This is a genomic window from Streptomyces sp. YIM S03343, from assembly GCF_054729195.1.
Genome location: NZ_JBPUKX010000001.1, coordinates 4,769,142 through 4,790,201 on the forward strand (window position 1 = coordinate 4,769,142; position 21,060 = coordinate 4,790,201).

Annotated in this window: 20 protein-coding genes and 1 pseudogene; 11 read left to right on the forward strand and 10 right to left on the reverse strand. The window is 69.6% G+C overall.

The window, feature by feature from the left end:
* Positions 1-154 precede the first annotated feature (154 nt).
* The 3 genes from ACSYGN_RS20565 (at position 155) to ACSYGN_RS20575 (ending at position 3,511) form a co-directional block, all read left to right on the forward strand.
* Positions 155-826 carry a hypothetical protein gene (locus ACSYGN_RS20565; RefSeq protein ID WP_460397719.1) on the forward strand — a complete coding sequence of 224 codons (672 nt, stop codon included), beginning with the start codon at positions 155-157 and terminating at the stop codon, positions 824-826.
* Between the two features lie 5 nt (positions 827-831).
* Entirely contained in the window at positions 832-1,800 is a 969-nt protein-coding gene (locus ACSYGN_RS20570) for an SgcJ/EcaC family oxidoreductase (RefSeq protein WP_460397721.1), read from the forward strand.
* 136 nt (positions 1,801-1,936) lie between these two features.
* Positions 1,937-3,511: a hypothetical protein gene (locus tag ACSYGN_RS20575; RefSeq protein WP_460397723.1), complete on the forward strand. Its 1,575-nt coding sequence runs from the start codon at positions 1,937-1,939 to the stop codon at positions 3,509-3,511.
* A gap of 393 nt (positions 3,512-3,904) precedes the next feature.
* Here the strand turns inward: ACSYGN_RS20575 and ACSYGN_RS20580 are convergent, their stop codons facing one another.
* The 3 genes from ACSYGN_RS20580 to ACSYGN_RS20590 all read right to left on the reverse strand — a co-directional run bounded on the left by ACSYGN_RS20580 (position 3,905) and on the right by ACSYGN_RS20590 (position 6,891).
* Positions 3,905-4,570: a hypothetical protein gene (locus tag ACSYGN_RS20580; RefSeq protein ID WP_460397725.1), complete on the reverse strand. Its 666-nt coding sequence runs from the start codon at positions 4,568-4,570 to the stop codon at positions 3,905-3,907.
* Between the two features lie 211 nt (positions 4,571-4,781).
* Positions 4,782-6,152, reverse strand: a complete 1,371-nt coding sequence (locus ACSYGN_RS20585) for a sensor histidine kinase (protein ID WP_460403608.1) — start codon at positions 6,150-6,152, stop codon at positions 4,782-4,784.
* Between the two features lie 61 nt (positions 6,153-6,213).
* On the reverse strand, positions 6,214-6,891 hold the full coding sequence (locus tag ACSYGN_RS20590; RefSeq protein WP_460397727.1) for a response regulator transcription factor: 678 nt from the start codon (positions 6,889-6,891) through the stop codon (positions 6,214-6,216).
* Between the two features lie 136 nt (positions 6,892-7,027).
* Here ACSYGN_RS20590 and ACSYGN_RS20595 point away from each other — a divergent pair, with 136 nt between their 5' ends.
* On the forward strand, positions 7,028-7,663 hold the full coding sequence (locus ACSYGN_RS20595; RefSeq protein ID WP_460397729.1) for a PepSY domain-containing protein: 636 nt from the start codon (positions 7,028-7,030) through the stop codon (positions 7,661-7,663).
* Positions 7,664-7,918: 255 nt separating this feature from the next.
* A pseudogene (locus ACSYGN_RS20600) lies at positions 7,919-8,332 on the forward strand (GtrA family protein); the annotation flags it as partial.
* A gap of 153 nt (positions 8,333-8,485) precedes the next feature.
* Here ACSYGN_RS20600 and ACSYGN_RS20605 read toward each other — a convergent pair.
* From ACSYGN_RS20605 to ACSYGN_RS20620, 4 genes are all read right to left on the reverse strand, one after another.
* A complete protein-coding gene (locus ACSYGN_RS20605) occupies positions 8,486-8,755 on the reverse strand; it encodes an SCO5918 family protein (protein WP_460397731.1) in 270 nt (89 codons plus the stop codon).
* A 156-nt stretch (positions 8,756-8,911) separates the two neighbouring features.
* Positions 8,912-10,483 (reverse strand): DEAD/DEAH box helicase, encoded by a 1,572-nt coding sequence (locus ACSYGN_RS20610; RefSeq protein ID WP_460397733.1) that lies wholly within the window; start codon positions 10,481-10,483, stop codon positions 8,912-8,914.
* A gap of 277 nt (positions 10,484-10,760) precedes the next feature.
* Positions 10,761-10,964 carry a cold-shock protein gene (locus tag ACSYGN_RS20615; protein ID WP_095751562.1) on the reverse strand — a complete coding sequence of 68 codons (204 nt, stop codon included), beginning with the start codon at positions 10,962-10,964 and terminating at the stop codon, positions 10,761-10,763.
* A 230-nt stretch (positions 10,965-11,194) separates the two neighbouring features.
* Positions 11,195-11,533: a MerR family transcriptional regulator gene (locus tag ACSYGN_RS20620; protein WP_460397735.1), complete on the reverse strand. Its 339-nt coding sequence runs from the start codon at positions 11,531-11,533 to the stop codon at positions 11,195-11,197.
* A gap of 602 nt (positions 11,534-12,135) precedes the next feature.
* Here ACSYGN_RS20620 and ACSYGN_RS20625 point away from each other — a divergent pair.
* Complete coding sequence (locus ACSYGN_RS20625; RefSeq protein ID WP_099504217.1) at positions 12,136-12,210, forward strand: 50S ribosomal protein bL37; 75 nt, start codon at positions 12,136-12,138, stop codon at positions 12,208-12,210.
* Positions 12,211-12,371: 161 nt separating this feature from the next.
* Positions 12,372-13,637: an IS701 family transposase gene (locus tag ACSYGN_RS20630; RefSeq protein WP_460390556.1), complete on the forward strand. Its 1,266-nt coding sequence runs from the start codon at positions 12,372-12,374 to the stop codon at positions 13,635-13,637.
* A 444-nt stretch (positions 13,638-14,081) separates the two neighbouring features.
* Here the strand turns inward: ACSYGN_RS20630 and ACSYGN_RS20635 are convergent, their stop codons facing one another.
* On the reverse strand, positions 14,082-15,533 hold the full coding sequence (locus ACSYGN_RS20635; protein ID WP_460397737.1) for a glycosyltransferase family 39 protein: 1,452 nt from the start codon (positions 15,531-15,533) through the stop codon (positions 14,082-14,084).
* Between the two features lie 825 nt (positions 15,534-16,358).
* Between ACSYGN_RS20635 and ACSYGN_RS20640 the strand changes: the two genes are divergently transcribed.
* Complete coding sequence (locus ACSYGN_RS20640; RefSeq protein ID WP_460397739.1) at positions 16,359-16,808, forward strand: helix-turn-helix domain-containing protein; 450 nt, start codon at positions 16,359-16,361, stop codon at positions 16,806-16,808.
* Between the two features lie 40 nt (positions 16,809-16,848).
* Complete coding sequence (locus tag ACSYGN_RS20645; protein ID WP_460397741.1) at positions 16,849-17,016, forward strand: hypothetical protein; 168 nt, start codon at positions 16,849-16,851, stop codon at positions 17,014-17,016.
* A 431-nt stretch (positions 17,017-17,447) separates the two neighbouring features.
* On the opposite strand, the gene ACSYGN_RS20650 is transcribed toward ACSYGN_RS20645, so the two are convergent.
* Together ACSYGN_RS20650 and ACSYGN_RS20655 are read right to left on the reverse strand one after the other, a co-directional pair.
* The gene (locus ACSYGN_RS20650; protein WP_460397743.1) at positions 17,448-18,287 is read right to left on the reverse strand and encodes a DedA family protein; all 840 of its coding nucleotides are present in this window, start codon (positions 18,285-18,287) and stop codon (positions 17,448-17,450) included.
* A complete protein-coding gene (locus ACSYGN_RS20655) occupies positions 18,284-19,045 on the reverse strand; it encodes a class I SAM-dependent methyltransferase (RefSeq protein WP_460397745.1) in 762 nt (253 codons plus the stop codon). Before ACSYGN_RS20655 ends, ACSYGN_RS20650 begins: the two co-directional genes overlap by 4 nt.
* A 132-nt stretch (positions 19,046-19,177) precedes the next feature.
* Between ACSYGN_RS20655 and ACSYGN_RS20660 the strand changes: the two genes are divergently transcribed.
* Both ACSYGN_RS20660 and ACSYGN_RS20665 read left to right on the forward strand, forming a co-directional pair.
* Positions 19,178-20,386, forward strand: a complete 1,209-nt coding sequence (locus ACSYGN_RS20660; RefSeq protein WP_460397747.1) for a sensor histidine kinase — start codon at positions 19,178-19,180, stop codon at positions 20,384-20,386.
* Complete coding sequence (locus ACSYGN_RS20665; protein WP_460397749.1) at positions 20,383-21,033, forward strand: response regulator; 651 nt, start codon at positions 20,383-20,385, stop codon at positions 21,031-21,033. The genes ACSYGN_RS20660 and ACSYGN_RS20665 overlap by 4 nt, the downstream gene beginning before the upstream one ends.
* Positions 21,034-21,060: the final 27 nt, after the last annotated feature.

Sequence of the window (21,060 nt, forward strand, 5' to 3'; positions counted from 1 at the left end):
CCTACAGTCGGCCGCAAGTCCTTAACAAGCCGTAGGGATATCCCCATGATTCACGGCAGTCGGCCGACGAACTGTGAACTCTCAAGTAACGTCGCCGGGCATCCGCTGCTCCGCAGGGCCTCCCCACCCCACATCTCATCGGAGTCCACGCCCTATGCCCGCTGCGACAGACGTGTTCGGCTCCGGTCCGCCGGACGCCCGATACGGCACCCCCACCCCCACCCCCACCACTCCCACCGTCCTGATGGACGACCAAGCGCTCGCGGACTTTCTCGGCGCCGCCGTAGGTGAGTACCAACTCATCACCCCAGAAGCGCCGTTGCCCTGCTTCGCGCTGCTGCTCGGCAGCGTGGACGCGACGACGTACCACGTGCGGCGCATCGCCTTCGGCCGTAACGCCCGTACCAGTGACCCGGCGGCCCGACAGGAGTTCCGCGAGACGATCGTGCCGACATTCGGGCCGGCCTACGAGAACGAACGCCGCGGCTGGTGGATGGACTCCCGCGACCTCCTCCGGGCGTCCCGCAAGGCCGAAGACCTGGGCCTGGACCTGCTCGGCTCCATCCATATGCACCCGGACTGGCACCGTCTGGGCCCGCCGTCGGAACGGGGACAGATGCTCAGCGAGCGTCCGACTCCCATGGACCGCCATCTCTTCAGCCGGACAGGATGGCCCCTCAACATCATCTGCTACCTGGAACGCAGGGACGGCGTTTTCTACCACGCCCTGGCGGCCTGGGCCCCGCCCGGCCCGCATGCGTCCGGGGGCACCGAGTGCCCTGAGGTCGCGCTCCGGATCCGTACCAGCTCACCGATGAAGGCGTGAGGCCGATGCGTCAGCCGGAAGGAACGAACACCCCTGCTCAGGAAGGCCAGGAGGGCCAGGAGAGCCAGGAAGGCGCCGACGATGCCCGGGCGATCCGCGCCCTGTGGGCCGAGATGGCCCGCGGCTGGGCGGCCGCTGACGCCGCGCTCTTCGCCGCGAGCTTCGCGGAGGACTGCGACTTCACCACCGTACGAGGCGACAAGCCGCTCGGCCGGACCGGCATCCAGGCCGGACACGAGGTGCTCTTCCAAGGGCCGTACGCCGGAACCGTCCTCGACGCTCGCGTCGTGGTCGTCCGCTTCCTCCGCCCGGACCTGGCCACGGTCGAGGCGGAGTCGACGATCACCACCGCGGACGGTGAGCCGCTGACCACCACGCACGCGTTGGCCGTCGTGGAACGGATGGTGGAGCGGACCGCAGAGCGGACCACGGAACACCACTGGTTGATCAGGTCCTTTCACAACATGATCCCCGCACCCCGCCCCGCACCCCGCCCCGTGCCGCAGCCGCTCGACCCGAAGGATTCCCCCGTGAACGAACCCGTGAACGAACCCGTGAACGAACCCGCACCCACCGCCCGCCCGAAACTCCGCCACCTGGCCATCGTGGCCCGTGATCCGGAGAAGCTGGCCGAGTTCTACTCCTCTGTCTTCGCGATGGAGCTCTTCCACCGCGATCCGGACGGCAGTTGCTTCCTCTCCGACGGCTATCTGTCGCTGGCCCTGATCAAGCACCAGCTCGACGGTGACACCCCGGTCGGCATGAACCACTTCGGTTTCCACATCGAGGACACGGCGGCCACCTCCGAGGCGCTGGTGGCCGCCGGCACTCCGAAGCCGGCCGAGCGCTTCACCAACCGGCCCTTCGCCGAGTACCGGGCCATGGACCCGGAAGGGAACTGGTTCGACCTCTCGGAACGCGGCTTCGGCGGCCCGCGCCCGGCTCCGTCCGACTCCGATTTCACCGGGTCCTGAACCCGATGCGAGAACGCGAGAGATTTCTTTGTCACACCTTGATCAGGAGTACCTCCTCACCGTGATCCCGTGATCTGCCATGTCCGTGACATGGCTAGGATTGGCTGAACTTCAGGGTTTAGAGGGGGAGTTGATGATGCAGCGAGGGAGATCGCTCGCTTTCGTCGGCGTGGCCGCGCTGGTACCGCTGGTCGCTTCCGCCGTGTCGGCGCAGGCGGCATCGGCCTCACTGGCCGTCACCACGCTCGGGCGGCACGGCGGCAAGGTCTCGACGACGGTCACCGTCGTCGCCGTGCCGTCCGGTGAGACGTACAGCGTCAAGTCCGGCAAGCGGATCAGCCTGCCGTCGGGGCGCTACATCGCGATGGCCGACATCCACGAGGACGCCACGGACGGTCCGGGCACCGACACCGTCGGCGCGCAGGTCGTCCAGGTGTCGGGCAGCAAGTCGGTGACGCTCGACGCGCGCAAGGGCAGGGCCGTCAAGGTGTCGCTGGACACGCCCGCCGACGTGACCGGTCGGCCGCAGATCAGCGCGCAGGTGTGCGCCGCCACCGTCGGCAACATGCCCTCCGCCTTCAGCGCGGGCGGCTGGAACGAGGAGGGAGCCCTCTACGCCATCCCGAACTCCTCCAGGCTGCTGCAGTTCGGGTACATGGCACAGTGGTCGGGGAACGACAATTACGTCGCCGTGAAGAACACCACGGGTATCCCGGCCGCGCCCGGGGGGTCGTTCAAGCGGTCGGGGCTGGCGACGATGCGCTTCTCGGTCCGCAGCGGTCCGCAGATGGCCCGTCAGACCGAGACCGCGCTCCAGGCGCACCCGAAGGTCGACGACTGCACGACCGACCTGATGGCCGGGGTCCGCAACGACGACGCACCGTACAGTGCCACCGTCCATGTGACGCCCGGGACCTGGCAGCCGCGCGTCGACACCTACGCGAGCAATGGCGACGACGTCGGCAGCGGCTTCCCGAAGGCCAGGACGCTGAAGGCGGGGCAGAGCTTCACGCAGTCCTTCGGCCGGGCCGCGTGGAGTCCGCTGCACTATCTGCCGATGGTCTGGCAGAAGTCCGTCAGTTTCACCGGGGATGCTCTGATCGGCGACCCCGACGTCGGCGGCGCCCTCGGGGCCGACCCGACGAAGGAGACGGTGGTCCTGACCAAGGGAAGCACCACCGTCAAGAAGCAGACCCTCACCAACTGGGGCACCGGCGACGCCGATTTCTCCGCCCGTATCCGCTCGGCCGGCTGGTACCGCCTGACCGTCGATGCCCACCGCTACCGCCCGGGCATCACCTTCCCCGCGGGCATGCTGTCGCCGCGCGTCACCCTCGACTGGTACTTCAAGGCCGACCCGGCGAAGTCGGTGGTCGCGCCCGTCTTCCTGACCCGCTTCCTGCCCACCGGCCTGAACAGCCACAACCAGGCCGCACCGGACCGCACCACGACGGTCGACGTGAGTGCCGGGCGCGGCTCCCAGGGGCCCGACGCGAAGTTCACCAAGGTGACCGCCAAGTCGGTCCGGGTCTGGTCGTCCGCCGACGGCGGCAAGACCTGGAAGGCGGCGACCGTCAAGCACTCCGGCTCGACCTGGCAGGCGTCCGTCCACAACCCGGCCTCCGGCGCCGTCGCCCTGCGCTCCGAGGTGACCGACTCCGCCGGGGACCGCTCGGTGGAGACGGTGTACCGGGCGTACACCATCGGCTGAGGCCGCTGTGGGTGGTGCCCCGGCACCACCCACAATTCTCCGCAGCACACGCCGTCGTTTCGTCAGCGGTGTTCACCGCGGATGAGGCGTTGCTGCACTGGTGGACGGACCGGCTGGACCAGGTTGAGGACGTGTTCGCCGCGGGATAGATCGCGTGGTTATGTGCGTGACTGCGGGAGTGGTTTCGATGTGACTGTGGGAGTCGCCACCTGACCGAGTTTGCTGTGTCAGTTTGTTTTGACGTCACTTGGGGGCTGCGGTGGGACTGTGAGGTGTGCTTCTCCGCTGGGGCCTCATGGGTAACTCGCAGTCGAAGGTCGAGTTGTACGTGGCGATCCGCAGGGATCACCGGATGGGCGTGTCGTTGCGGGCTCTGCTGCGGTCCGGCACCGGCTACCGCCTGTGGTGGGCGGCCTCGCCGGCGGCCGGGTGCAGCCAGTCGTACTCACTGCCCAGGCGTTCGAGCGCGGTGAGGAACTCGGAACGTGAGCCGTGCCAGTGGCTGGTGGTTCGGTGCGCCGCGCGGGCCTCCGCCTCCTGGGCGGTCGCGTCGTCCGCGCAGCGGATCACCAGCCCGGCCCCGTGCTCACCGGCCTCGCCCAGGAGTTCCCGAACCCGGTCGGCTCCGGTCCCGACGCTCTTATGGTGGCCGCGGACCGCCCCGGCGCCGGTCTTCGCGCCTCTGAGCGCCGAGACCAGGCCGTGGAATCCGACCATGACGGAGACCGTGACACTCATGGCGGCCGCCACCACGCCGCTGGCGGTGACGAATCTGGATTGGACGAGCCGGAACGAGCCGTCCCGGTTGCGGGTCACGACGAAGGCACCGGCCTGGCCGTGGCGGGCTTTGCGTCGAAACGCGAAGCCCAGGTGCGCGACCGCGCGCTCGGCGGCGCGGCTGTTCGGGACGGTCGCCAGGACGATCCAGGCCTCCTCCGGGCCCGACGAAGCGGCTGGACCAGGGGGCGGCACAGTCGGGCCCGTCTCGGACGCGCCGCGATCCTGACCGCTCTGGTCGGCACCGCCGGGCCCTCCCGGGGGATCGGAGGGAGACTTCATGCCCACACCTTTGTCAATACCTGAGACGTCTTACCCTATTTGGGGTGTATTGCGAGCCTATCCAGGACCGCTCGGCGTGGGTGTCTCCTACCCATCGGACATCACCACGGTTCACCACATTGGTCGATGCGGCTCTGGCACCGGGCAGACCGTCAAGGGCTGATCCGACCGGTCGGCAACGGAAGCCCGCCGTGGGGCAGGAGCGTCCGCTTCAGGGCCCGGACGGCGACAGCGGGAGGCGGGCGACGAGCCGGGCGCCGTGCGGGTGGGGTTCGACGCGGAGCGTGCCGTGGTGCTGGTGGGCGATGTCGCGGGCGATGGCCAGCCCGAGGCCGGCTCCGCCGTGGTCCCGGCTGCGGGCGTCGTCCAGGCGGGTGAAGCGCTCGAAGATCCGCTCACGGTCGGCACCGGGAATGCCGGGTCCGTCGTCGGTCACCTCCAGTACGGCCAGGTCGGCGTCCGGGTCGGTGTGCAGCGTCAGTTCGATGCGGTGATCGGCATGCCGTTGGGCATTGTCGAGGAGGTTGGTGAGGAGCCTGATCAGCCGGCCGCGGTTGCCCTCGACGGTGAGGCCGGGTTGCAGCCTGGTGTCGATGGTGAGCCGGTCGCCGTGGCGCGCGGCAACGGTCGAACGGCAGAGTTCGGCCATGTCCAGCGGGAGGCGGCTGACCGGCTCGGCCGCATCCAGCCGGGCGAGGAGCAGCAGGTCGGAGGCGAGGTCCTGGAGCCGGACGGTGTCCTCCAGGACCTCGCTGACCAGGTCCGGCCACAGGGCCGGGTCAGGATGGGCGAGGGCGACCTCCAACTGGGTGCGCAGAACGGTGATGGGGCTGCGTAGTTCATGCGAGGCGTCGGCGATGAACCGGCGCTGGCGGACGACGGCGTCCTCCAGACGGTCGAGGGTGGTGTTCATGGTGCGTGCGAGCCGAGCGACTTCGTCCTGGGCGGCCGGTACCGGGACGCGGCGGTGCAGAGCGTGTCCGGTGATCTCGGCGACCTCGCAGCGGATGGCTTCCACCGGACGCAGGGCCCGGCCGGTCACCCACCAGGTGACCAGGGCGACCGTGGCCAGCAGCAGTGGTGTGCCGATGCCCAGCGCGGCCTTGGTGATCTCGTCGGCCGCGTCCGCGTCCCGCAGCGACGTGCCTGCGTACACGGTGACCGCGCCGTCAGGGGTCTGGGCGGTGACGGCGACGATCCGCTGGCGGTGTCCTTCGCCGAACCGTTCCCCGGACCAGGTGGCGCGCAGCTTGCCCTCATGGGGGCGCAGGCGGCCGACGGCCGGGCGGCCGATGAGGTTCTGGCTGGCGGCCACCACGCGCCCGCTGCTGTCGACGACCTGGATGAAGTCGGCGCCGTGGGTGAGGGGCAGCAGGTCGGGCAGCTTGCCCTGGGCGGCCAGTTGACCGACGGTGTCCGCCTGCGCGGTGGCCGCGTCGTTGGCGTTGCGCTGGAGGTCGGCGTGCAGAAGGGCGAACAGCGCGAAGGAAGCTGCGGTCAGTGCCAGGGCGACGACCGCCGTCGCCCCGAGCGTCGCCCGGGCCCGCACCGATCCCGGCCACGGGTGCCGTACGAGTCTCAGGGCGGTGGAGCGCAGTCGCCGGAGCGCTGCAGGTATCCCGTCGGCGCGCGGGACGAGTCGGCTAGCCACCGTCGGCCGCCAGCCGGTATCCGGCACCGCGGACGGTCTCCAGGGCCGAGCGCCCGAAGGAGGTGTCGATCTTGCGGCGTACGGCGCTGACGTGGACCTCGACGAGATTGAGATCCGCCTCGAAGGCCGAGTCCCAGACGTGTTCGAGGATCTCGCGCTTGGACACGACCTCGCCGGCATGGCGGGCCAGGTACTCCAGAATGGCGAACTCCCGTGCGGTGAGCCGGACGTCGGTGCTCCCACGTACGCATGTGTGGCGGGCCGGATCGATCACCAGGTCACCGAGCCGGACTGTCGGAGGGACCCGGTGGCCGGTACGGCGATGGAGCGCACGGAGCCGGGCGACCAGGACGACGTAGGAGAACGGCTTGGACAGGAAGTCGTCGGCACCGGTGTCCAGCGCCTCGGCCTCGTCGTACTCCCCGTCCTTGGCCGTGAGCATCAGGATCGGTGTGTCGCTTCCGGCCGAGCGCAGCCTCGCGCAGACCCGGTAGCCGTTGAGGCCGGGCAGCATGATGTCGAGCATGATCACGTCGTAACTGTGCTCCAGGGCGAGCCACAGCCCCTGGTACCCGTCGTGGGCCACATCGACGGCGAACCCCTCGGCCATGAGACCCCGCTGCAGAGCGGCGGCCAGCCGCTTCTCGTCCTCGACCACCAGTACGCGCACGTCATACAGCCTCGCACGCGGGACAGGCGGTGGCTGAAGACGCCTTCAGCGACCTTCAGCCTGGCTTCAGCACCGGCATCCCAAGCTGATCACAGCCGCCGGCAGCGGACCGGTCGAAGCGATCAGGAGCCCGAGCATGTCCCAACCCGAAGCCCCGAAGCAGCCCGAGCTGACGCCGGGCTCACCGGTCACGCCGCCGAAGCCGGCCAAGACCTTCCGGGCGCGCCTCCGGCAGGTGAGCCGGCGTCGTGGGGCCGTCATCGGCGCCGCGGTTCTCCTGGCGGCCGCGGCCGTGACCGGCGTCGCTGCGGTCGTCCACCACGACCTCGGTGAAAGTGGCGACCACGGCCGGATTGCGGCAGAGCACGGCCGGGCGGGCGGCGACGTCGGTCGGCAGCGTGCGTACGAGCAGGCACGAGGCGGTCGCGACGGCCGGAACGACGAATCCACGGCCGGTACCGACCATCAGGGCACCAGCCAGGGCAGCCGAGGCACTCAGGGAAACCAGAGCGGTCAGAGCACTGAAGGGACCCTCGCGCCCGCGCCGCTGCCGGCGGTTTCGGCCGAGAAGGCGATCGCGGCGGCCGACAAGGCGGTCTCCGGTGGCAAGGCGGACGCGCTGCGCGTGATCGCGGAGCAGGGTGGCGGAAGCGCGTGGGAGGTCGAGGTGCTGGGCACCGACGGCGTCCGGCACCTGGTCACCATCGACGGTGCCACCGGCACGGTGACCGGCAACACCGTCGCGTCGGCCACCTCGGACACGGCGAGCTGACGGACCGGCCCTCGGCCGGAGGGTGCCCCGGTTCGGGGGCGCACCGCCTCGGCGCCGCGAGCGGGCAGCGGCAGGGGCCGACTTGACCCGCCACAGAGGTTCACAGCCACCCCGTCCGGAGGGAAACCCATGAAATCGCCGCCCGCGTCGAAGCCGAAGCCGAAGCCGGAGACGGTGTTCGAAGCGCGGTGTGGGGCGTGGGTCACGCCACGTACGGGGTGGACGGCGACCGACCAGAACGACGCAGGGCGGACCCTGGCCGTCGCTCCCGGTCCAGCCGCTGCCTTCGCCCGCTTCGTCCTGTGCGGCGGCGGTGCCGGGGTCGCCTCCGGCGCCGCTGTGTCACTGTGCGCCGCTCTGATGCCCTGGGCGGTGGCGAACGCGCTGATCACCGTCGCCTCCACCCTCCTCTGTACGGAGCTCCACGCACGCTTCACCTTCGGGGCCGGGCGGCGCGCCGGGTGGCGCCGGCACTGGCAGTCCGCGGGGTCGGCCGCGGCGGCCTACGCGGTGACCTGCGCCGCGATGGCCGTTCTGCACATGGTGCGGCCGTCGCCGGGGTTCTTGTCCGAGCAGGCCGTCTACCTCGGCGCCGCCGGGCTCGCCGGAGCCGGACGTTTCCTGGTCCTGCGCCGGTTCGTCTTCGCCGATTCCGCCCGCCGCAGGACCCGGATCGCAGTGTCGGCTCAAGGACGTCGTACCGGCCGTGCAGCACCGGGGAATCGGCACCGTGGCCTCAGACCGACCGACCCCACCGAGAGGATGCGCGCGCTCTCGGTGTCCCGACCAGCGGACGCCGCATCACGTCCGCCGGCGATGGTGTCACCAGCCGAGTGCGTCCTGGGCCGGTGCGGCCGGGGGTGCGTCGTGGCAGGTGAAGCCGAGCCGGGTCAGTGCGCGGCGCATCTCACCCGCGGTGAAGTCCCGGCGGTTCTGCCTGGTGATCACTTCCCCGATCTGCATCACGGGGTAGACGCGGCGGCCGATGGTCGCCGACACGCCGGTGACGGCTTCGGGCGTGATGCCGCTCATGGCTTGTTCGACCTCGCCTTTGGTCAGGTCGAAGGGGTAGCGAGCGATGACACAGCGCATGGATGCCTCCACAGGGGTGGGGAAGGACGCCAGAGAGGGCGATGGCATGACGGCGGTCGAGCGGGGTGGACGGGGTCGGACGGGGGGCTGACGGTGGTCAGGGGGTGAGAGCGAGGACGCCCAGGGCCCCGCAGGGAGCGCTTCCCCGCGTTCGGGTCAGGGGTTGTTCCTGCGAGCGGGCCGACGGCCCCGGGCGGCGGCCGGGCCGGATCTGCCACGGCCGCCCTCCTGGCCGCTCCCCGCACGGCCGGCGGCCCGGCCCCTGCGACGCCGGCCGGCAGATCCGCCGCCCTCGCTGCGTCCGTCGGCCGGCGTGGTGAGGACGACGGGTATGCCGGAGGGGCTCCGGGCACCGGTGATGCGCTGCAGCTCGCCCTCGCCCGGGCGGATCTGGACGGTGTTCGCAGCGATGCCGGCGTCGGCCATGAGGCGGTCCATCGTGCGCCGCTGGTGCGGCAGCACGAGAGTGACGACCGTGCCGGACTCACCGGCACGTGCGGTACGGCCACCGCGGTGGAGGTAGTCCTTGTGGTCGCCGGGAGGGTCGACGTTCACGACGAGGTCGAGGCCCTCGACGTGGATTCCGCGGGCGGCGACGTTGGTGGCCACCAGGGCCGTGACGTGGCCGTCCTTGAACTGGGCGAGTGTCCGGTTGCGCTGCGACTGGGACCTGCCGCCGTGCAGGGCCGAGGCACGCACCCCGACGGACAACAGGTGCTTGGCCAGCCGGTCCACCGCGTGTTTGGTGTCCAGGAACATGATCACGCGTCCGTCGCGTGCGGCGATCTCGGTCGCGGCGGTGTTCTTGTCGTCCTCGTGCACGTGCAGCAGGTGGTGCTCCATGGTGGTGACGGCTCCCGCGGACGGGTCGACCGAGTGCACCACGGGGTCGTGGAGGTAGCGGCGTACCAGGAGGTCGATGTTGCGGTCGAGGGTGGCCGAGAACAGCAACCGCTGGCCGTCGGCGGGGACTTGGTCGAGCAGTGCGGTCACCTGCGGCATGAACCCCATGTCGGCCATCTGGTCGGCCTCGTCCAGGACGGTGACGGCGACCCGGTCGAGCCGGCAGTCACCCCGTTCGATGAGGTCCTTGAGCCGGCCGGGTGTCGCGACGACGAGCTCGGCGCCGCCGCGCAGCGCGCTCACCTGGCGGCCCATCGACATGCCGCCCACCACGGTGGCGAGCCGCAGCCGCAGGGCGCGGGCGTAGGGAGTGAGTGCGTCGGTGACCTGCTGGGCCAGTTCCCGGGTGGGGACGAGGACGAGGGCGAGCGGCTGCCGGGGCTCTGCCCGCTGTCCGTCCAGACGGGCCAGCACCGGCAGGCCGAAGGCGAGCGTCTTGCCCGAGCCGGTACGACCCCGCCCCAGGACGTCCCGGCCGGCCAGCGCGTTCGGCAGTGTGGCCGCCTGGATCGGGAAGGGCACAGTCACGCCCTCGGTGCCGAGCGTGGCCAACAGCCTTGCAGGCATGCCCAGTTCGGCGAACGTCTCGACCGCCGGCAGCGGCTCGGTGAGGGTGACCGGCAGGGCGAATTCCTGGTCCTGTCGGCGCGGGGCGGAACGCGCACCCCGGCCGTTCTTCCGTCCGGCGCCCGGGCGGGGGCTCTGACGGCCCGTCTCCTGCGCGCGGAAGCGGCCGGCGCGAGCGGATCCTGCCGAACGCGCGGACCTTCTCTCCTTGCGGAAGCCACCGGAAGCGCCGTCGGAGCGACGGGGGGTGCGGTTCATGGAGGAACCTTCCTCGATGCGGCGTATCGAGGAATTCCAATCGGCGGCTGTGGCCGCGCGAGGATTCGCAAGAATGAGCCGGAGAATAAAGAAAATCCGGGTTTCGTGGGGCGGTCGGGGGGATGTTGACGGCCCGATGGAAGACGGAAATCCGGAAAATCGGAAAGCTGGAAAACCGGAAAGCAGGGACAGCAATGAGCTGGGGCCCGCACCTCAAGGGCGCGGGCCCCAGCCACATGATGCGCGAACCACTGGCTCGCGACGGTTCGCGTCAGCGTCAGGCGGGAACGATGTTCTCGGCCTGCGGGCCCTTCTGGCCCTGCGTGACGTCGAAGGTCACCTTCTGGCCTTCCTGAAGCTCGCGGAAGCCCTGGGTGGCGATGTTCGAGTAGTGGGCGAAGACGTCCGGGCCGCCGCCGTCCTGCTCGATGAAGCCGAAGCCCTTTTCCGCGTTGAACCACTTCACGGTGCCAGATGCCATATTGAATCTCCCTTGGGGGGCAGTGCCGGACCCCGCACTTTACGGAGCCCGAGTCGCCGCGATGATCACCCCTCCGGAAGGTTCCGGAAAGCTCTGCAAAGAAAAATCTCTGGTAACCAAAACTGCAACTGGTATCACGCTAACACAGGCTGGGTCGTGACACCCATGCGTTTCCGGAGCGTCCGATAATGTTCGCGTCACAGTGGCGCCGTGATTCTGTACCGGCGGGACTAGATATCTGCGCAGCACTCGTCCAGCTTCCGGCGCATTTCCCGGTTCGTGCGCAGGGCGTCGCCGAGCTGGTCCTCAAGAGAGACGATGCGGCACGCGGCCTCGACGGGAGTGCCCTGGCCCACCAGCTCACGGGCGCGGGCGGCGACGCGCAGCTGGCGGCGGGAGTACCGACGGTGGCCGCCTCCCGAACGCAGGGGTGTGATCAGCCCGGCTTTGCCGACGGCCCGGAGAAAGGCGGGGGTGGCACCGAGAATGTCCGCGGCCCGCCCCATGGTGTAGGCGGGGTAGTCGTCGTCGTCGAGGTTGCTGGCGGCAGGGGTTTTGCGGTCGGGCATGGCACCTTCGTCTCGGGGCTCGGCAGGAACCCGCGGCATGGGTGGCACCCGCGCTCCGAAGCCCCGGCGCCATCTGCCTCGTAACAACAACCTTAACTCTGCCAGGAGCGAGGATATGGCCTCGCCGTGACAGATTTCCGTGTGCCGCCGCACCAGCTGTCGTACGCCCTCCCTCGCCACCACCGGGAGGCTGCTGCCGAACGCGGGCAGGGCAGGGCCGTTCGTTCGACTCGCCCAGCGGCCGCGCCCGGTGCCGGACCCGCGGCGGGGCACACGCAGCGATGCGCATTGAGCCGCCCCGGGCACAGCAGTCGCCCCCCTGTGGATGCGCACCATGGCCCGGCTCACCGGCTGCCGACTCCTGGACCGACGCTACGTCAGCGGACCACACCCGGTGGCATGGTGAAAGCACGCGCGCTGCACGGGGCTCTGGCGCCTGCCACCAGACGTCCACAGGCCTTCGCCTGGAGGCGGGATCAAGGTCGACGCAGCCAGGTGGAGCGCCGGTGTATATGCGCTGTGCCCGCAGCACCACTGATGCGGACACCCCGGGCCGAATCTAGACTGGCAGTAGAAAATCCCGGATTAGGGAGATGTGTGCCATGGCTAAGCGAGGGAACAAACGACGCGGCCGTAAGAAGAAGAAGGCCAATCACGGCAAGCGCCCCAACGCCTGAGCCAACCTGAGCAGGCGAATGCAACCCGAACTGCAACCCTCAGGCAGGCGCGCCCTCTGGATCGCACAACGAGTTCCTGTCCTTGGCGCCATCTAGTAGTGCTTGGTCAGGTTGATGGGGCTGGTGCGTGTCCTTCGGGTCCGGTGTGGTGTTGAGGGGGTGTGACTCCGGACGAGATTGCTGTGGTGCGTGGTGAGCTGGAGGCGTTCGCGGAGGAGGTGTTCGAGCCGTTCGCGCGCAAGGACCAGCGCCGGTGGGGGCAGGTCTACCTTCGGGGACTGCTGACCGACGGCAAACGCAAGTCCATCGAGCCGATGGCCGCCCGGCTCGGGGCTGACGGCAACCGTCAGGCTCTCGCCAACTTCATCACCACCAGCCCCTGGAACCCGGCTCACGTCCGGGCCCGGCTCGCCTGGCGGATGGAGGCGGCGATCAAGCCCAGGGCCCTGGTCTTCGACGACACCGGGTTCCTGAAGGACGGGAGTGCCTCGGCGTGTGTGTCGCGGCAGTACACCGGCACTGCGGGCAAGGTCACCAACTGCCAGGTGGGCGTCTCGCTCCACCTCGCCTCCGACCATGCCTCGGCTGCGGTCGACTGGCGGCTGTTCCTGCCCGAGACCTGGGACCCGGCCTCACCGAAGGCCGACCCGTGCAAGATCGCCCGCCGCACCGCCTGCGGCATCCCGCCGGACGTCGGGCACGTGGAGAAGTGGCAGCTGGCCCTGGACATGCTCGACGAGGTCCGCTCCTGGGGGATCGAGGTGCCGCTGGCCGTCGCGGACGCTGGATACGGCGACGCCGCGGCCTTCCGGCTCGGCCTGCAGGCCCGGGGTCTTCGCTACGTGGTGGGGATCTCCACCACCATGTCGGCGCAACCCGACGACGCGGTCCCGGTGTGCGAGCCGTACTCGGGGCACGGACGCCCGCCGGTTGCGAAGTACCCCGACCCGGCCCGGTCGGTGAAAGAGCTGGTCCTCGCCGCGGGCCGGAAGGCCGCACGGCCGGTGCAGTGGCGGGAGGGATCCCGTCCCGGCACCGGCCGCTCCGGCCGCAGGCGCATGTACTCCCGTTTCGTGGCCCTGCGGATCCGGCCTGCCGGGCGCGAGATCCGGCAGGCCACCGACGGCCCGGAACTGCCCGAGTCCTGGCTGCTGGCCGAATGGCCCGCCACCGAACCGGAGCCGGTGCAGTTCTGGCTGTCCGACCTGCCCGCCGACACCCCGCTCACCACGCTGGTCCGGCTCGCCAAACTGCGCTGGCGCATCGAGCACGACTACCGCGAGATGAAGCAGGCCCTGGGCCTGGCCCACTTCGAGGGCCGGACCTGGAACGGCTGGCACCACCACGTCACCCTCGTCTCCGTCGCGCACGCCTTCTGCACCCTGCAGCGGCTGAACCGATCCCCAAAAGACACGGCGCCGGCCTGAGCCTCTACCAAGTCGTCCGCGAGCTGCAGACACTCCTCGCCCTCTGGACCGGCGCCTGCCCCACCTGCCACCGCGACATACCCACGGCGATACCAACCTGACCAAGCACTACTAGTGCTGTGACCGGAAAGGTTCACCGGCCCGCGACGCCCGGCACGGCACCTCGCTGCGTTGTCGCATCACCCGAGTACATCCAGTACGCGGGCGATGCTCCGCCTTGCGATGCACCGCACCGGACGCCGCGGGCTTACCGGCAAACCTTTCCGGTCACAGCACTAGCGTCGGCGATCGATCTAGCGGAAGGATCCACCTTGCTGGTGGCCGCTCGGCTGCGAGTCGGTCGCCCGCACCATCGGCTGTGTTCGGCCCCGGACCGCTTGTCCGGGGCCGTTTGCGTGCGCGGACGGCGATGTCGATCTCCCGAACATCCCGCTCTGCTTCCCGTCACGGGCTCTCGACGCGCAGGTACACCGTCACCCTGCGACCGCGGACCTGCTCGTCCGCCACCGGCGTGAAGTACTTCTTCAGCACTGAGGTCTTCATCCGGTCCCGCTGCGCCGACACCGGCCTCGCGACCTTCGCCGCGTCCGTCACCAGCAGGATCCGTCGTTGGGCCAGTATGGCGGTCCGGATCCGGGCCGGGTCGGCCTCCACGCCCTTAAACGTCCCGGACTTCTCCGGACTCTCGGTCAGGGCTATGTCCCGCAGACCGCTGAAGGCGCGGGGGGAGACCAGCTTGGTGTCGCGTCGTTCCGCCGGTAAGAAGAGCACCGCGTCTCCGGGCTCCTTGAGCCGCCGTACGTCCAGCGCCACGGCGAAGACGTCGTCCACCCGGCTGGCCGGGGAGCGCTTGGCCAGTGCCTGAGGGAGCAGCGCCACCATCGCCACGGCGACCACCACGGGGAGGATCCATGGCGATGCCTTCGGGAAGCGCGGCGTGGCCGCCCCTACCGCCGTGCCCAGCGCTGTCCCGATCAGCAGCGCCAGACCCAGCAGGCTGAACAGGACGTACCGGTCCAGGAACAGCGGCTGGACCAGGGAAAGGCCGATCAGGATGAGTTGCGGCACCGCAAGGAGCGGCAGCCCCACGGCCGCCGCCGACAGTCGGCCCGCCCGCGGCCGGTCCAGCAGCGTTCCGAGGCCGCCGATCGCCAGCAGGACTGCCGGGCCGATCATCATGTGCCAGGTCAGCGGCGGAATCCAGGAGATCTGTTCGGACTGGCTCCGGGTGAACAGGATCAGGGGCAGCGCGCCCGCCACGGCAGCCGCCGAGGCCGCCGTCCAGCGGGTCCACACCTCGCGCCGGGCCCGCGTCCAGATCAGGGTTGCCGCGTGCGCGGGCAGAATCATCAGCGACAGCCAGTTCAGCAACGCGCACAGCAGGACCACGCCGGCGTAGGCCGCCCACTGCGCTGTTCTGCCACGGCCCTTGAGCACGGTCACCAGCAGCAGCGTCGAGATTGCGGCTCCGGCCGTGACCAGTGCGTACGGGCGCCCCTCCTGGAGGTAGAACTGCACCGCCGGAAGCAGGCCGAGTGACAGCCCTGCCCCCAGGCCCGCCCAGGCCCCGGCCAGTCGCCGGCCGATGACTGTCACGCAGGCCGCGGCTACCGCCATGGCCAGCACGGAGGGCAGCCGCAGCGTCGTCGTGCCGGGCCCGAAGCATGTGAAGAGTCCGTGCATCAGCAGGTAGTAGAGCCCGTGTACGGCGTCGACCTGCCCCAGCATGTGCCAAATCTCGGGGGTGGGTCGCCGGGCCACCTGCCAGGTCGCCGCCTCGTCCCGCCACAGGCTGTGCTGCCGGGACAGTCCCCACACACCTAAGGCCAGGGTCCACAGCAGGGGAATCAGCCAGATGGCCAGGGGGCGACGGCCGGCGGTTATGTGGGGAGACATGAAGGTGGTCAGGCCCTCGGGGTAGCGGTGCGAACTGAAGTCAGCGGTTCGTCGACATGACTAAAGACCCACCGGACCGGCTGTCGGTTCGCGCGGGAATACCCCGGAAGCGCGAATTTCAGACTGGCCGGCAAGGCAGGGGACATTGTCTGCGCTGCCCCGTAACTCGGCGAGAGTACATGTACATGAAAAATACCGCCACGCCCCCAGAAGTTATGGCTGAAAACTATCGCCCGATTTTGGCGATATTCAGTGCAACCGCGAAACAGTTTTTGACGTCCACTCGCGCGTTCCGCGCCTCTCTCCGGCCCGCGAATATTCGGTTGCGTGCGGTCATATTTTTCGTTCGAGATCTGTCCCTGTTCCGACCAAAACAGGATGACGAGGAGTCAGTCTTGAGCATGCGTGCCGGCCAGCGGCAATCAGGGCAACGTGGCGGCGTAGTCGTCGGGCGGTGGCTCCGGTGAGACCGTGAGGATTCGAACCTGCGACACCCGCTTCAGGGGTTCGATCTACGCCCGGCTCTGTTGCCGTCGTCGGTTGATCCGACAGTCGCCCAGGAGTGCCCCTGTGTGCCGCCGTCCGGCCTCGTTGATGTCAGCATTGGATGTCATCGAAACAGCCCCGGAACTGGGCAGATCTTCAACGCCTCCGGCTGGTCTGCCTACCTTCACCAGGTGTGCTGATCGGGGTGCCGTCACAGCGCCAGGCAGGTCCTCTGACCGTCGTGACCGCCCCTGGTGACCACACGGTTGTCCGTGCAAGACCCCTCAGTTACAGTTATTGCAGATGGGTTCTTGCCTGGGACAGCGATTGGAGGAGGCTATGGCTCGTACCAGCGTTCTTGCCCGCGCTGAAAAGGTTGAACCGAATCCCTCACATCAGTGTGCACTCGCCGCGACTGCCCGAATGGCGCCAGAGCAGGTTCAGGTTCTGGTGCGTACCTCGGATGGTGGCGAGCTGGCGCTGCCACGGGAACTGGTCCGCATTCTCCTCGCCTCCGCCGGTGAACTGGCCCGCGGGCATGCGGTTACGGTCCTGGCCTCCGAGGTTGAGCTGTCGCCCGCTGAGACTGCTGAGCTTCTGGGCTTGTCTCGACCGTTTGTCACCCGCCTGCTTGATGCTGGTGACATACCGTCGACGAATCTGCCCGGAAGTAGTCACCGTGTGGTGCGCCTTGCCGATGTGCTGGCGTTCCAGGAGCGGCGCGAGCGCCGCAGGGAGGGGCGGCGTCAGATCGCCGACGTGTTGGACGACACCGAATCGGCCAGTTGATCCGGTTCTCACCGCCGGCGGCAAAGCAGAAGGGGGAAGCGTGGCACCACGGGTCTTCGTGGACACCAACGTCTTGTTTCCGTTCTCGGTGATGGACGTGATGCTGGCCCTCACGGAGGACTCCGTTCACGAGATCGTGTGGTCCGAGCGGCTCCTCGCGGAGTGGGAGCGGGTCATCGTCCGGGAAGGCAGGCGACACCCGCTTTAGGAGTTCGATCTTCCCTCGGGCTGGCCGGGGCTCTGCCTCGCACTCTGGGTCCCGCCCGGCTGCTGAATGTCGCGGCTGTACGTGGTCGTTGATGTCAGCGTTGGATGTCAGTGAAACAGCTCCGGGACCGGGCAGACCTCCAGTGGCTCCGTGGGCTCGTCCGCCCAACGCCACCAGACATGCCGGTCGCTACACCTCCAGAGCATCCGGCAGGCTCGCCGGCCGTCGCTGCCACGTCTGGAAAGCGCGGAACCACCGGACTCCATGGGTTGGCCGCACTCCGGACAGGCCGGGGTTTCGCTGGTCATGAGGGCCCCAGAACATCCATCGCGCCGAGTACGAGACACGCCGTGCCGAAGAGGAAGAACCTCCGACGCCCATCATGACGGCGCCCAGCCTGACGACGCCAGCACTCTTGCCCTCTTGCGGTATCAGCGAGGCCGAGAGCTCTCGCCTGATGTCAAAGGGGCCGGGCAACCGACCGGTCTGCCGCAGTATCCGTCCGGTGCTGATGAGTGCTGGATCAGGTGGTAGCCGCCGACGTGCACCCGGGCCTGGGCGTACGGCACTTCACCTTCGCCGGCGCACCGCGAACCTGTCACCGACCGTGCGGATCTGCCGCCGCACCTCGTCGGCGCCGACGGGCCGGTGGCTGTGGCCTGTCGTGTGTGGCGTCTCGGGCGACGCCGTAGGACTGCCACACCTGCCACCCCGATGGCCGACAGGACGGCCACGGCAACCACCGGGGCGCCCAGAGTGAGCGTCCGCTGGAGGGACGTCGCTGCGGCGTAGCCGCTGGTGGCTTCTGCTGTGGCCCATAGGCAGGCGGCGGTGAAGCTGTAGGGGGCGATGCGGCAGTAGGGGAGTCGGGTGGCGCCTGCGAAGTGGGGGGCGAGGGTTCGGACCACGGGCAGGAAACGGGCCAGGAGCACGGCCCGGCCGCCGTGGCGGGTCATCAGGGTCTCGGCCCGGTGCCAGGCGGCGTCGGGGATGCGACGGCCCACGCGGCCCGCGCCCAGCCGGTGTCCGAGGAGCCTGCCGGTGCGGTGGGCCAGGAAGTCGCCCACCGCGACGGCGCCGGCTGCGGCAGCGATGACGACGGGAAGATCGAGGTAACCGGTGCGGGAGAGGGCGCCTGCGGTCAGCAGCAGGGAGAGTGTGGGGATGAATGCGCCGACCAGGAGGATCGACTCGGCCAGGACAGCCAGGACCACCACCGTGTAGGCGCAGGCAGGGGGGAGGTGGCCGAGGATGCCGGAGAGCTCGTTCACCGCCGTCGTGCCCTGTCCGACTGCTCCTCGGGCTGCTGTTCGGACTGCTGTTCGGGGTGGTCGGTGCGGACGAGGGGGCGTTGCAGGTGCCAGACGTGGGCCGGGGGCAGATTGGCCCACACCGTCCAGCGGCCTGTGGCGTAGGCGCGCTGATAGGAGGCCATGACCTCGTCGACTGCGGCATGGCGGCGGGATTCGGCCCGAGAGGCGGTCAGGGCCCGGGCCTTGCGGGTTCCGAGATAGGCGAAGTAGGTGAGCGTGCCGCCGGGGTGCAGCAGGTCCATGTAGCGGGCCATGATGCGCTCGACCTGGGCGGGGGTGAAATTGGTCAGCGGCAGGCCGGAAACGATCACGTCGTAGCGCTGGGTGGTGTCGAACTGCTCGACATAGGTCTGGTGCACCGTCACCTGCCCGGATCGGCCGACCGTGCCTGGGTGCGTGGCGACGAGGTGGCGCAGTCGGTCGGCGAATCGAGGGTTGGCCTCCACGACGTCCAGGCGGCTGCCCCGGGAGAGCTGTGCGATCAGGGACCGGGTGACCGGACCGGTGCCGGCACCGGCTTCCAGGACCGCCAGGGGGCGGGGCGCCTGGGCCCGGACGGGATCGGTCAGGGCGCGGGCCAGCGCCGTGCCGCTGGGGGCTATGGCACCGGTGGTCCGCAGATCACGAGCCGCTTCGATCAGGAACATCCAGCCTTCAGCACGGCGCTGCGCCAGGACACGGTCGTGGGAGGTGGTCCAGGTGGTCCGTTTTTCCATGGATTGGACGCTAGAAAGCCCCAGCCGTCCTTTGATCCGCCGTTGTGCGACACCCACCCCCTACGAAAGTAGGGGGTGGGTGTCACCGATGGTCGGAGGGAACCGGCCGGGAGCGTTCCTAGGATTGCCATGGTGAACAGGAGCACGGTCTCAAGCTGGTCGGCGGCCCTCGGGCGGGCCGCACTCGTGGCGGTTTTCGTGCTGATCATCGCCATGAACGGCGCTTCGGTCAGCGACGGCCGGTACCTGGTGCCGGTCACGCTCTCGGCGGTGGTCTGCGGAGTGGCCCTGGTCGTGCCGCGGCTGCGGTGGCCCGTCGCGCCGTTCCTTGTCACTGCGGTCACCGCGTGGTGGGGATGGCTCACGCTGTTGCTGCTGGCCATCGTCATGTTCGACCTGGCCGTGGCCCGTCGGACGCGGGTGGCGGTGGGCTGCGCCGTCGTCGCGCTGACCGCCAATCTGCTCGGCTTGCCGGCATCCCGGATCTGGGCCGAGCAACGGTATGTGTCCGCGCTGTTCGTGTTGCTCTTCGCCTTCGTCGCCGGACTGTGGCTCGGCAGCCGCCGTCGGCTGACGCAGGCACTGGCCGCCGACATGGAGCACCTGCGCGTCGAAGCCCGGCTGCGTGAAGAGGCCGCGCGGGTCACGGAGCGATCCCGTATTGCAGCCGAGATGCACGACGTCCTCGCGCACCGCCTCAGCCTGATCGCCCTGCACACCGGTGTGCTCGCCACCAGGAGCGACACGCTGCCCGCACCGGTTGCCGAACGACTCGGCCTGCTGCGCACCGCGTCCACCGAGGCACTCGCCGACCTGCGCGACGTACTCGGCGCCCTGCGCGAGCCCGACACCAGACAGACACCCGACACCGCACAGACACCCGGCACCGCTCAGACACCTGAGACACTGGCTCCGGCCCTGAGAGACGTGCGGGAACTGATCGACGCGGCCCGTGCTGCCGGCCAGCAGGTCGGGATGACGAGCCGAGGCAACCCGGACCAGGTCCCCACCACCCACCGGCTGGCGGTGTATCGCATCGTCCGGGAGGCACTGACCAACGCCCGCAAACACGCTCACGGTTCCCTGGTGACCGTACGCGTCGACTACGGGCCGCCAGCCACACTGGTCGAGGTCACCAACAACGCCGGCACTCCCGGGGAAGCCGGCTCCGTCGACTCCGGCTACGGACTCATCGGCCTGCGAGAACGCGTCATCGCCCTCGGCGGTCACCTGAACGCAGGACCTGCCGGCGCGGGCGCCTGGCGGCTCGCCGCCCGCATCCCCCACCCCGCCGGCATCGAACAGCCCGCCGGCATCGAACAGAACGGCACCGACACATGATCCGCGCCATGATCGTCGACGACGACGCCCTCGTCCGCCTGGGCCTGGCCGACCTCCTCGAGGGCGACGCAGGTATCGACGTGGTCGCCCAGGCCGCCGACGGTCTTCAGGCCGTCGAACAAGCCACCGCACACCGCATCGATGTCGCCCTGGTCGACGTCCGCATGCCCCGCATGGACGGCATCACCGCCACCACCCGGTTGCGGGCCCTTCCCCACCCGCCGAGGGTGATCACCCTGACCACTTTCGACCTCGACGAGTACGTCTACGACGCCCTCGCCGCCGGAGCCGACGGGTTCCTGCTCAAGGACACCGACCCGGCCGAGATCCTCCGCGCCGTTTACCTGGTCGCCGCCGGCTCGGCGATGCTCCACCCTGCCGCGGCCCGCCGACTGATCGACCGCTACCACGCGACCAACAAGCCCCAAGCCGCCGCTGCCCAGGCCCGGTTGGGCCGGCTCACTCCCCGCGAACGCGACGTACTCACCCTCCTCGCCCAGGGCGACACCAACGCCGACATCGCCACCCGGCTCGCCATGCGCGAGAGCACCGTCAAGGCCCACGTCAGCCGCATCCTGGCCGCGCTCGAAGTCACCAACCGCGTCCAGGCCGCCCTCCTGGCTCGCGACGCGGGACTCACCCCCTGACCGGCCCCAGCTGGACCGGTCAGGGGA

Excerpts from the sequence above, each read along its gene's own strand:
- ACSYGN_RS20615 (WP_095751562.1), bottom strand. The coding sequence starts at position 10,964 with ATGGCATCTGGCACCGTGAAGTGGTTCAACGCGGAAAAGGGCTTCGGC.
- ACSYGN_RS20580 (WP_460397725.1), bottom strand. The coding sequence starts at position 4,570 with ATGAAGTCTCCCTCCGATCCCCCGGGAGGGCCCGGCGGTGCCGACCAG.
- ACSYGN_RS20575 (WP_460397723.1), top strand. The coding sequence starts at position 1,937 with ATGCAGCGAGGGAGATCGCTCGCTTTCGTCGGCGTGGCCGCGCTGGTA.
- ACSYGN_RS20605 (WP_460397731.1), bottom strand. The coding sequence starts at position 8,755 with ATGCGCTGTGTCATCGCTCGCTACCCCTTCGACCTGACCAAAGGCGAG.
- ACSYGN_RS20595 (WP_460397729.1), top strand. The coding sequence starts at position 7,028 with ATGTCCCAACCCGAAGCCCCGAAGCAGCCCGAGCTGACGCCGGGCTCA.
- ACSYGN_RS20570 (WP_460397721.1), top strand. The coding sequence starts at position 832 with ATGCGTCAGCCGGAAGGAACGAACACCCCTGCTCAGGAAGGCCAGGAG.
- ACSYGN_RS20635 (WP_460397737.1), bottom strand. The coding sequence starts at position 15,533 with ATGTCTCCCCACATAACCGCCGGCCGTCGCCCCCTGGCCATCTGGCTG.
- ACSYGN_RS20640 (WP_460397739.1), top strand. The coding sequence starts at position 16,359 with ATGGCTCGTACCAGCGTTCTTGCCCGCGCTGAAAAGGTTGAACCGAAT.
- ACSYGN_RS20610 (WP_460397733.1), bottom strand. The coding sequence starts at position 10,483 with ATGAACCGCACCCCCCGTCGCTCCGACGGCGCTTCCGGTGGCTTCCGC.
- ACSYGN_RS20665 (WP_460397749.1), top strand. The coding sequence starts at position 20,383 with ATGATCCGCGCCATGATCGTCGACGACGACGCCCTCGTCCGCCTGGGC.
- ACSYGN_RS20655 (WP_460397745.1), bottom strand. The coding sequence starts at position 19,045 with ATGGAAAAACGGACCACCTGGACCACCTCCCACGACCGTGTCCTGGCG.
- ACSYGN_RS20620 (WP_460397735.1), bottom strand. The coding sequence starts at position 11,533 with ATGCCCGACCGCAAAACCCCTGCCGCCAGCAACCTCGACGACGACGAC.
- ACSYGN_RS20565 (WP_460397719.1), top strand. The coding sequence starts at position 155 with ATGCCCGCTGCGACAGACGTGTTCGGCTCCGGTCCGCCGGACGCCCGA.